This window comes from Faecalicatena contorta, from assembly GCF_021531995.1.
In the GTDB taxonomy this organism is placed as follows: Bacteria; Bacillota; Clostridia; order Lachnospirales; family Lachnospiraceae; genus Dorea_A; species Dorea_A contorta_A.
Genome location: NZ_JAFBIZ010000101.1, coordinates 1 through 11,177, shown reverse-complemented (window position 1 = coordinate 11,177; position 11,177 = coordinate 1). Strand labels below are relative to the sequence as shown.

The 11,177-nt window shown below is 43.9% G+C and carries 10 protein-coding genes; 9 read left to right on the top strand and 1 reads right to left on the bottom strand.

Annotation, left to right across the window (positions count from 1 at the left end):
- Positions 1 to 56 precede the first annotated feature (56 nt).
- From JQM82_RS12230 to JQM82_RS12190, 9 genes are all read left to right on the top strand, one after another.
- A complete protein-coding gene (locus JQM82_RS12230) occupies positions 57 to 1,703 on the top strand; it encodes a putative manganese-dependent inorganic diphosphatase (protein ID WP_235250623.1) in 1,647 nt (548 codons plus the stop codon).
- A 32-nt stretch (positions 1,704 to 1,735) separates the two neighbouring features.
- Positions 1,736 to 2,323, top strand: coding sequence for a flavin reductase family protein (locus JQM82_RS12225; protein ID WP_235250622.1), 588 nt, complete (start codon positions 1,736 to 1,738; stop codon positions 2,321 to 2,323).
- A 19-nt stretch (positions 2,324 to 2,342) separates the two neighbouring features.
- Positions 2,343 to 3,629, top strand: a complete 1,287-nt coding sequence (locus tag JQM82_RS12220) for a sensor histidine kinase (RefSeq protein WP_235250621.1) — start codon at positions 2,343 to 2,345, stop codon at positions 3,627 to 3,629.
- Positions 3,610 to 4,314, top strand: coding sequence for a LytR/AlgR family response regulator transcription factor (locus tag JQM82_RS12215; protein WP_235250619.1), 705 nt, complete (start codon positions 3,610 to 3,612; stop codon positions 4,312 to 4,314). The genes JQM82_RS12220 and JQM82_RS12215 overlap by 20 nt, the downstream gene beginning before the upstream one ends.
- Before the next feature lie 47 nt (positions 4,315 to 4,361).
- Positions 4,362 to 5,645, top strand: a complete 1,284-nt coding sequence (locus JQM82_RS12210) for a sensor histidine kinase (protein ID WP_235250618.1) — start codon at positions 4,362 to 4,364, stop codon at positions 5,643 to 5,645.
- A gap of 16 nt (positions 5,646 to 5,661) precedes the next feature.
- On the top strand, positions 5,662 to 6,951 hold the full coding sequence (locus tag JQM82_RS12205; RefSeq protein ID WP_235250617.1) for a GHKL domain-containing protein: 1,290 nt from the start codon (positions 5,662 to 5,664) through the stop codon (positions 6,949 to 6,951).
- A gap of 170 nt (positions 6,952 to 7,121) precedes the next feature.
- Positions 7,122 to 8,102 carry a hypothetical protein gene (locus JQM82_RS12200; RefSeq protein ID WP_235250616.1) on the top strand — a complete coding sequence of 327 codons (981 nt, stop codon included), beginning with the start codon at positions 7,122 to 7,124 and terminating at the stop codon, positions 8,100 to 8,102.
- A 134-nt stretch (positions 8,103 to 8,236) separates the two neighbouring features.
- On the top strand, positions 8,237 to 9,514 hold the full coding sequence (locus JQM82_RS12195; protein WP_235250615.1) for an ATP-binding protein: 1,278 nt from the start codon (positions 8,237 to 8,239) through the stop codon (positions 9,512 to 9,514).
- A 65-nt stretch (positions 9,515 to 9,579) separates the two neighbouring features.
- On the top strand, positions 9,580 to 10,854 hold the full coding sequence (locus JQM82_RS12190; RefSeq protein ID WP_235250614.1) for a sensor histidine kinase: 1,275 nt from the start codon (positions 9,580 to 9,582) through the stop codon (positions 10,852 to 10,854).
- Positions 10,855 to 10,997: 143 nt separating this feature from the next.
- Here JQM82_RS12190 and JQM82_RS12185 read toward each other — a convergent pair.
- The coding region (locus JQM82_RS12185) for a helix-turn-helix domain-containing protein (protein WP_235250613.1) at positions 10,998 to 11,177 on the bottom strand (180 nt) is incomplete at its 5' end.

Sequence of the window (11,177 nt, the reverse complement as noted above, 5' to 3'; positions counted from 1 at the left end):
ATACAGAAGGATAAAGAAAGAGTGTAATTAAAAGGGAATACAGTGGAGAAATTGACATGGGAAAAAAAGCAGAAAAAGTATATGTAGTCGGACATAAAAATCCAGATACTGATTCGATCTGTTCTGCGATTGCATATGCGCATTTAAAAAAAGAAGTAACCGGCAATGATTATGTGGCAAAGAGAGCCGGTCAGATAAACGAAGAGACACATTATGTACTCCATAAGTTTGGAGTAAAAGCGCCGGGACTTCTTACGAACGTAAAGCTCCAGGTAAAAGATATGGATATCCACAAGATTGACGGGGTAGAACCGAATGTATCCATTCGTGACACCTGGATCAAGATGAAGGAGAACAATATCAAGACACTTCCGATTCTGAAGGATGACGAACTGGTAGGGGTGATTTCTACCGGGGATATCGCAACATCTTATATGGAAGTATACGATAATTATACGTTGTCTGTGGCAAAGACACAGTACCGCAATATCCTTGAGACCTTGGACGGAACGCTGATCACCGGCAATGCTCATGGCTATTTTACCAAAGGAAAAGTGGCGATCGGGGCCTCCAATCCGGATCTGATGGCAGAATTTATTGAAAAAGATGATCTGGTGATTCTCGGAAATCGTTATGAATCTCAGATCTGTGCATTGGATATGGATGTCAGCTGTATGGTGATCTGCCAGGGAGCTTCTGTGTCAGAAGAAGTGATCCGAAGAGCGGAAGATCAGAGCATTGTCATCATCAGCACACCGCATGATACATTTACGGTGGCCCGCCTGATTAATCAGAGCGTTCCGGTCAAACGGTTTATGACGAAGGCACCGTTGACAACATTTGACATGAATGATTACGTGGAAGATATCAAAGAAGTCATGGCAAAGAAGAAATACCGTGACTTTCCGATTCTGGACAGACACGGAAGATTCAAAGGATTCATATCCCGAAGACGGTTCTTAAGTGTAAGTAAGAAAAAAGTGATTCTGATGGATCACAATGAAAAAAGTCAGGCAGTAGACGGAATTGAAGAAGCAGAGATCGTGGAGATCATCGATCACCACAGACTGGGGAATATTGAGACGATGGGACCGGTATTTTTCCGCAATCAGCCGGTGGGATGTACGGCTACGATCGTATATCAGATGTACCGGGAATACGGGGCTGAGATTACACCGACCATCGCAGGGCTCCTGTGCTCTGCGATCATCTCGGATACATTGCTGTTCCGTTCTCCGACCTGTACATCGGTGGACGAAGCGGCTGCCAATAAACTTGCTGCAATTGCAGAGATTGATCTGGAAGAGATGGCACAGGAAATGTTCAGGGCAGGCAGCAATCTGTCCGGAAAGTCGGCCGAAGAGATCTGTTTCCAGGACTTCAAACAGTTTACGGTCAATGATACAAAATTTGGCGTTGGTCAGATCAATTCCATGAGTAAGGAAGAACTCCGGGAAGTAAAAGAAGTTCTGGAGCCATATCTTCCGAAAGTGCTGAAGGCACAGCAGCTTCAGATGGTATATTTCATGCTGACAGACATTCTGGGAGAATCAACGGAACTTCTCTGTTGCGGAAACAATGCAAAAGCCTACATTGCAGATGCATTTGATTTAAAAGAGGATGCCGATCCGATGATTCTAAAGGGCGTCGTATCCAGAAAGAAACAGCTGATTCCGACACTGGTCAGTGAGATTCAGCAGTAATAGTAATCGAAGACAAAAGGATGGAAAAAGTTATGGCGAAGCAATTGTGGAAGCCTGGAAATATGTTGTATCCACTGCCGGCGGTGATGGTCAGTACGGCGGATAAGAACGGTGCTGACAATATTATTACGGTGGCATGGACAGGAACCGTATGTACGAATCCGGCTATGTTATATATCTCTGTGCGTCCGGAACGGTATTCTTACCATATGTTAAGGGAAAGCGGGGAATTCGTTGTAAACCTGACGACGGAGACACTTCGGCGTGCAACCGACTGGTGCGGTGTACGGTCCGGGCGGGATGTAGACAAGTGGGAAGAGATGAAGCTGACCCGCGGAAAGGCCAATACGCTTCAATATGCTCCGATCATAGAAGAAAGCCCGGTCAACATTGAGTGTAAGGTGACAGAGGTCAAAGAACTGGGTTCTCACCATATGTTTCTGGCAGAAGTACAGGCAGTACAGGTAGAAGAAACCTATATGGATGAAAACGGGAAATTCAGCCTGAACGATACCGGCCTGCTGGCTTATTCGCATGGTGAATATCTGACACTTGGGAAGTCGTTGGGAACGTTTGGGTGGAGTGTGCGTAAGCCGAAGAAAGGAAAAAGGAAGAAATAGTTTTTTCGGTTATGGAGATATGTTAACTGCAATTTATATATTTTTATTTATTCTTCAGGGGATCACAACCGGTGTATTCATACATCTGATGCTGACCCCCGGATATAGTCCAAAAACAATATGGATTGTATGGGGAGTCGTATCCATATGGACTCCGTTCGGCCGTATGCTGCAAGGTGTTTCTGCAAACATGAAGCTCTTTGTTACGGTTTTGACAGTATTTATGTGGACTTTTGCGGCAATCCTGTTATACAGCGATCCGTTATGGAAACGCATTACAGCGCCGCTGTTGATATTGTGCGCAATGTGCTTTGCAGATGCGCTCTTAATACTGGTATTCTATCTTGTGGATCCAATCTATCTGGATGATGTGACCGGGATCAATATCCGGTCTACAATTCTGGCTGCATCGGCGGAAGCGGCACTTGTAATCATGTATATGTGTATTCTTCAGATCTGGAATCTGATCCGGGACAGACGGCTGATCAAGGGATATCTGCCGACGATTTTGCTTCCGGTCAGCCAGTTATGCTTTTATTCCGGGGCTAATCTGAGTGCCAAAGGACACAGTGATTCTTATTCCTTTGCCTTTTTTATGGGAGCAATTCTGGGATTCTTCCTGGATATCTACTGGATGTATGAGCTTTTATACCGCAGTCGACGTACGGAGGCGGAACGGGAGCTTCAGAAGCTGCATCACGTGATGGAACTGGAGCATGTGCATTATCAGGAGATTGAGAACAAGCGGGAAGAAATTGCCAAGATTCGGCATGATATCAACAATCAGATTCTGGCAGCCAGACATCTGATGCTGGAAGGAGATACAGACCGGTCAGAGCATATGCTGGATCAGCTGCTGGAGCAGGTATCGGCCACGAAAGAATATCCGTACTGTGGAGTCCCGATCATCAATGCGATTCTGAATGAAAAGAGCAGATTATGCGTACAGCAGCAGATTACATTTACAACCAATCTGTCTCTCCCTTCTGATTTTCAGGCGGATGATGTGATGCTGTGCAGTCTGTTCAGCAATCTGATGGATAATGCTATCCATGCAGCCTCCAGGGTGGATACGGAAGAACGCTGGATTCATCTCTCTGCAATCACAGAAGGAGGACTGCTGGTTATCAAGATAAGAAATGTGTCCGAACCGCCGAAGGCAGCAAAGCGCGGGCACGGAAAAGGTACGGTGATCCTTCGGGAGATTGCGGAAATGTATGGAGGAACCTATCAGACAGAGTATAAGGAGCAGATATTTACCGCAGTGGTAAGTATGAAGATGAAACATGAAAGTAGCAATATGTGATGATGATAAACAATTTTTGAAAATATTTAAGAAACAATTTGAGGGGATCTCTGCAGTTTCTTCGGTGGACTGCTTTTCGGAACAGAAAGATCTTATCGCAGAACTTTTAGCATCTTATGATGTGATCTTTATGGATCTGGACTGGGGAAAAGCGCATAATGGAATTGGAATCGCCGCTGAACTTGCCGAAATCAACTGTCCTTCCAGGATTGTCTTTGTGACAGCTTATATCGATCGCTTTGTTCAGCAGGTATATTTTCAGAAAATCAACGTTGCCGGATTCCTGCTGAAGCCGGTGGATCAGCAGTTGCTGCAGCAGTGTGTGGATATGATCGTCAGTCAGTTAAAAGAGGAAGATGAAAATATTCTCATAGTCAAAGAAAACGGAAGAAAGATTGCCCTTCGAATGGCGGATATACACTACATAGAAAGTCAGGATCACTATATGAATATCTATACCAGAGACAGAGAGCATCATGTTCCGGAGTCTCTGTCAGAATTGCAGAAGCGGCTGACAGAAGATTTTGTACGGTGTCATAAGGGCTTTATCGTGAATATGAGCTATATCTATGAGTACGGAGCGAAGCGGATCAGTCTGAAAAATCAGAAGGAGATACCGGTGGGCAGAAAATACAGTGAAGAACTGAAAAAGAGATATATAAGCTATATTGCCGGTAAGATCTAGACGCAGGTCAAAGACAGGAAAGAGACATCGATTGTGGGGTGGGGAATATGTTAACGGTTATCTATATTCTTCTGTATATTTTTCAGGGAATTACGGCTGGTGTGTTCATGCATCTGATGCTGACGCCAAAATACAGCCAGAAGACAACTTTGATGGTATGGATCATCACATCCATCTGGATTCCGTTCGGACGGATAATACAGGATATTTCTGACAGTGTGAATATATGTGTGATGGCTTTTGGGGCTGTCATATGGGTTGTGGTTGTATTCTTTTTATACAGTGATCCGCTGTGGAAACGTCTGACGGCTCCGTGGCTTACACTTGGTGCGACCTGCTTTGCAGATGCAATCGTTATATTGGTGTTTTATCTTGTGGATCCGGCTTACCTGGATGGGGTGACCGGAATCAATAACCGGACCATGATCATGGCAGTATCAGCGGAGGCGGCTCTTGTAATTGTATATATGTGTATTCTTCAGATCTGGAATCTGATTCGGGACAGACGGCTGATCAGAGGATATCTTCCGACGTTATTGCTGCCAATCAGCCAGTTTTGCTTTTCAGCAGGAGCGAATCTGAGTGCCGGAGGACACAGCGACTCTTATTCAATTGCATTTTTTCTGGGAGCGATTCTTGGATTCTGTCTGGATATCTACTGGATGTATGAGCTTTTGTACCGCAGCCGGCGAACAGAAGCAGAACAGGAACTGCGGGAGATGCATCATGTGATGGAACTGGAACATATGCATTACCAGGAGATTGAAAACAAGCGGGAAGAGATTGCCAAGATCCGTCATGATATCAACAATCAGATCCTTGCAGCCAGACATCTGATGATGGAAGGAGATACGGACCGGTCGGAGCATATGCTGGATCAGCTGCTGGAACAGGTATCTGCCACAAAAGAATACCCATACTGTGCCGTACCGATCATTAACGCAATCCTGAATGAGAAGAGCCGATTGTGTGAGCAGTATCAGATTGAATTCATAACCAGTCTGTCTTTTCCTTCTGACTTGCGTGCAGACGATGTGATGTTATGCAGTCTGTTCAGTAATCTGTTGGATAATGCCATCCATGCGGTGGAAGATATGGATCCGGGAAAGCGCTGGATCAGGATCTCGGCAGTTACGGAAGGCGGATTCCTGATTATAAAAACGAAAAATCCGTCCGAACCGCCACAGTCTGTAAAGCGCGGCCATGGAAAAGGTACGGTCATTCTCCGGGAGATTGCAGAAATGTATGGAGGGACGTACCAGACCGAATACCGGGAACAGATATTTACGTCTCTGGTAAGTATGGAGCTTAAGAAAGTATATGAGTCATAGGGCAGGAGACGGGAGAATGATGATGCAACTAGTGATTTATATTATGATATTCATTCTTCAGGGAATTACTTCGGGTGTATTTATGCACTTGATGCTCACACCGAGATACAGTCAGAAGTTCAGTATGCTGATATGGATCATCTCTTCCGTGGGCATTCCATTTGGCAGGATGATACAGATGGATTATGAGAACACAAAGCCGTTTTTCATGATATGGGGAATTGTAAAATGGTGTATCGTTGTATTTCTGTTATACAGTGACCCGATATGGAAAAAAATAACCTCTGTAATGCTGGCATTGTGTACGAATATTTTTGCGGATTCTATCCTGATTCTTGTGTTTTATCTTGTGAACCCCGGATATCTGGAACAGGCAGTCGGAATCAATACGTATGTGAATATCATGGCGATATCTGCGGAAGCATTTCTCATTATGGTATATATGTGTACACTTCAGATCTGGAATATTATCCGGGACCGGAGGCTCATCAAGGGGTATCTGCCAACGCTGCTTCTTCCGGTGAGCCAGGCCTTCTTTTCCGTCCGGGCGAATCTTGCGGTAGGAACAGGCGTGGATGCCTATTCGGTGTCGTTTTTCCTGGGAGCATTTTTAGGGTTCTGTCTGGATATCTACTGGATGTATGAATTGTTATATCGAAGCAGGCGGACAGAAGCAGAACGAAAACTGAAAGAGATGCATCATGTGATGGAACTGGAGCAAGTGCATTATCAGGAGATTGAAAGCAAGAGGGAAGAGGTTGCGAAGCTCCGCCATGACATCAATAATCAGATTCTTGCAGTCAGACATCTGATCAGTGAGGGAGATGCGGAAAGGTCGGAGCATATGCTGGATCAGCTGCTGGAACAGGTATCTGCTACAAAAGAATATCCATACTGTGCCGTACCGATCATTAATGCTATTTTGAACGAAAAGAACAGATTGTGCGAACAGAATCAGATTGATCTCATAGCAGATCTGTCTTTCCCATCTGATCTGCATGTAGATGATGTGATGTTATGCAGCCTGTTCAGCAATCTGCTGGATAACGCCATACATGCAGTGGAAAAGATGGATCCGGGGAAGCGCTGGATTCGGATCTCAGCAATTATGGAAGGCGGATTCCTGGTTGTAAAGACGAGAAACCCGTCCGGGAAGCCGGAGCCTGTGAAGCGCGGGCATGGAAAGGGGACGGTGATTCTGCGGGAGATTGCAGAAATGTATGGAGGGACGTACCAGACCGAATACCGGGAACAGATATTTACGTCTCTGGTAAATATGGAACTTAAGAAAGTGTATGAGTCATAGGAAAGGACAGAGAGCATATAGTAAATACTATGTGCTTTTGTCGTTCGCGGGAGAATCAGCGTTGTTTGCGAATGAGAAAAGATATATGAACGGAGTTTGTTATACTTAGAATATACCGGTGAGGAAAATAGATCCGGTTCCGTATAGAAACACGGAAGAATGGAGGATATATGAAAAAGATAAGACAATGTGTACGTTGGATGCTGCTGCTGTTTGTAGTATTGGCAGCTACAGCATGTGGGACCAAGAGTGAACCTGAAAAAGAGGAAGTACAGGAAGAAGAAATCGTGGTTGAAGAAGATTCCGATGAACCTGAAGAACCTGATCCGGCCGTAAAGATACAGACGAGCTGGGACGGCAAAAAGTTTGATGGCAGTGAACTTGTTAATCTGAAGCTGATATTGCAGGGAACCATGGATGATGGAACAGAGGTGTGTCTGAGTGAAGACTCTCCGCAGATCTTTGATGCGAATGATCAGCTTGTGGCAGATTACAGTAAAACTGTTACAGAAGACGGGGGAGAAATCACGATATCCATATATGATACATCAGCATATTTTGAACTTTCAGGGGAAGATGGAGACTATACGCCGGATGCCCAGAACAATGAGATATTTCAGGCGAATGGTGTGGCTTCGGTTACAGATGTCAATGAAAAAACATATGAATACAGCAGTGAATCAGGCATGTGCCGGGCTTATACGGGATTCTGGTTCTGGGGAATCTGCAATCTGGATCATGGTGAGATTTGTGAATATGATTCCATGGTCCTGAATCCGGGCGGCGAAGCGGATGACCCCAGGGAAATTGGTTCGGATGGGAATTATATCAGTGGATTGCTTGGTGATCGGGCAGAGGAAAACGACAGAATGGGATGTACAAGATCGATTCGCATTGAGAATGGACAGATTATTGTAGAAGGAAGCTTTAATATTTCTGACGATGAATATATGGATGGCAGAGCACCGACTGCATTCGGGACATATACATTTTCTATCAGTCCTGATATTGAATATATTGCAAGAGGTGGGGATGAACCAGAGGTCCTTACGGAAGAGGAATTTCTGAGTCTGGCACACTGTTATAATGGGCTGACGTTAATTTTAAGAATTAAAAATAACATAGTGATGCAGGCAGTAATCGCAAGCTAAGTGCTGTGGTGGGGGCTATGCGGTTATGTGATGTTATAAAAATAAAAATCAGTATTGTGGGCAGGAGACGGGAGAATGATGTAGCTGGTGGTGAGTATGATGCCCAAAGAGAATGACCGAGGAGGAGAGAAAATATGTTAAAGAGCATCTATTTTCTGTTATTGATTCTTCAGGAAATCACTTCGGGAATTTTTATTCACCTGCTTCTTACGCCAAAATACAGTCAGAGATTCTGCCTTGTTTTGTGGAGCGTTACTGCACTGTGGATGCCTGTTGGAAGATCAATCCAAATGGCATATGAGAGTATGAAGTCGGTAATCTTCATTAGTGGAGTGTTACTGTGGATGGCCCTTGCATTATTACTATACCGGGATCCGGTCTGGAAACGTGTAACGGCCGTATTGCTCACATTATGTGTGAATATCTTTCTGGATTCCAGCCTGATGCTTCTGTTTTACCTCGTCAATCCGGCACTGCTTGATCAGGCGGCAGGATGCAATGTGTATGCTGTTGTCATGAATATAACAGCGGAAGCAGTTCTTGTTCTTGTATATATGTGTACACTTCAGCTATGGAATCTGATTCGAGACAGACGTCTGATCAAGGGATATCTGCCAACGTTATTACTTCCAGTCAGTCAGGCATGCTTTGCACTTCGGTTCAATGTCGGAGTCGGAGGGCACAGTGATTCCTATTCTATGGCATTCTTTCTGGGAGCAATCCTGGGACTATGTCTGGATATCTACTGGATGTATGAATTATTATATCGAAGCAGGCGGACAGAAGCAGAACGAAAACTGAAGGAGATGCATCATGTGATGGAACTGGAGAATATTCATTATCTGGAAATAGAGAGCAAGAGAGAAGAGGTTTCGAAGATCCGTCATGACATTAATAATCAGATCCTTGCAGCCAGGCATCTGATCAGCGAGGGAGATACGGAACGGTCGGAGCATATGCTGGATCAGTTGATGGAACAGGTATCTGCCACAAAAGAATATCCATACTGTGCCGTACCGATCATTAATGCTATTTTGAACGAAAAGAACAGATTGTGTGAACAGCATCAGATTGATCTCGTAACAGATCTGTCTTTCCCTTCTGATCTTTATGTGGATGATGTGATGTTATGCAGTCTGTTCAGTAATCTGTTGGATAATGCCATACATGCGGTGGAAGATATGGACCCGGGAAAGCGCTGGATCCGGATCTCGGCAGTTACGGAAGGCGGATTCCTGATTATAAAGACGAGAAATCCGTCTGGGAAGCCGGAGCCTGTGAAGCGCGGGCACGGAAAGGGGACGGTGATTCTGCGGGAGATTGCAGTAATGCATGGCGGAATGTATCAGACTGAATATCAGGATGGGATATTTACAGCAGTGGTGAGTATAGAACTGAATCAGGAACACTGACAGGTAAGAATGACAGATTTTTATTGAAAAAAAGAGGGTTAATTGTTTTGTGACAGGGGAGAAATATGCAGCTGACGATATATATCATTTTATTTTTTATTCAGGAAATTACGGTAGGTGTATTTATACATCTGCTTCTCACACCAAAATACAGTCAAAAGTTTTGCATGTTAATCTGGATTCTTACATCCTGGACTCTGCCTGTCGAGCGGATGATACAAATGCATTCCGAGAATCTGAAGCCATTTTTCCTATTGTTTCAGGTTATCAAATGGATTGTGATTGCTTCTTTATTGTATCGTGATGCTATCTGGAAAAAGATTGTATCGGCCATGCTGACATTGTGTGCAAATGTATTCGGAGATGCACTTCTGATCTTTATTTTTTATTTTGTGAATCCGTCATATCTGGAAGAAGTAACAGAAATTGATGCACATGTGAATATCATGGCTGTATCAGCACAGGCTGTTTTGCTTGTTGTGTATATGTGTTTCCTTCAACTATGGAATCTGATTCGAAACAGACATCTGATCAAAGGATATCTTCCGCTTCTGCTTCTGCCAATCAGCCAGGGTTTCTTTTCTGTCTGGGCAGATCTAAGTGATGAAAACCGTACGAGTTCTTATTCCATCGCATTTTTTCTGGGAGCATTCCTGGGATTCTGTCTGGATATCTACTGGATGTATGAATTGTTATATCGAAGCAGACGGACAGAAGCAGAACGAAAACTGAAGGAAATGCAGCATATAATGGAACTGGAGAATATTCATTATCAGGAAATAGAGAGTAAGAGAGAAGAGGTTTCGAAGATCCGTCATGACATTAATAATCAGATCCTGGCAGCCAGGCATCTGATCAGCGAAGGAAATACGGAGCGGTCGGAGCATATGCTGGATCAGTTGCTGGAGCAGGTATCTGCCACAAAAGAATATCCTTACTGCGCCGTACCGATCATTAATGCTATTTTGAACGAAAAGAACAGATTATGCGAACAGCATCAGATTGATCTCATAGCAGATCTGTCTTTCCCATCTGATCTTTATGTGGATGATGTGATGTTATGCAGCCTGTTCAGCAATCTGCTGGATAACGCCATACATGCAGTGGAAAAGATGGATCCGGGGAAGCTCTGGATTCGGATCTCAGCAATTATGGAGGGCGGATTCCTGATTGTAAAGACGAGAAACCCGTCCGGGAAGCCGGAGCCTGTGAAGCGCGGGCATGGAAAGGGGACGGTGATTCTGCGGGAGATTGCAGAAATGCATGGCGGAATGTATCAGATCGAATATCAGGATGGGATATTTACAGCAGTGGGGAGTATGAGGATAAAATCTTTTTAAGTAAAATAACATATTAAATTATGAAAAGAGGAATGGCAAGTGTGTGTCATTCCTCTTTTCGTATTCAGATACTTGTTTAAAATAACATTTCAGAAAAAGCGTAATTTTCTTTTTGTTTATTATAAATATGGGAAAAGTAAAGATTATAAAATGGTACGTTTGGGATTAGAAGAGCGTCCAAGAAGATAGTCAACAGTAACGTTATAATAGTCGGCTAGCTTTATAAATACTTCAATTGGAATATTAATTTTTCCAAGCTCATATTTCGAATAGGTTGTTTGTTTTACGTGTAGATAATCAGCCAACTCTTGCTGGGTTTTGTC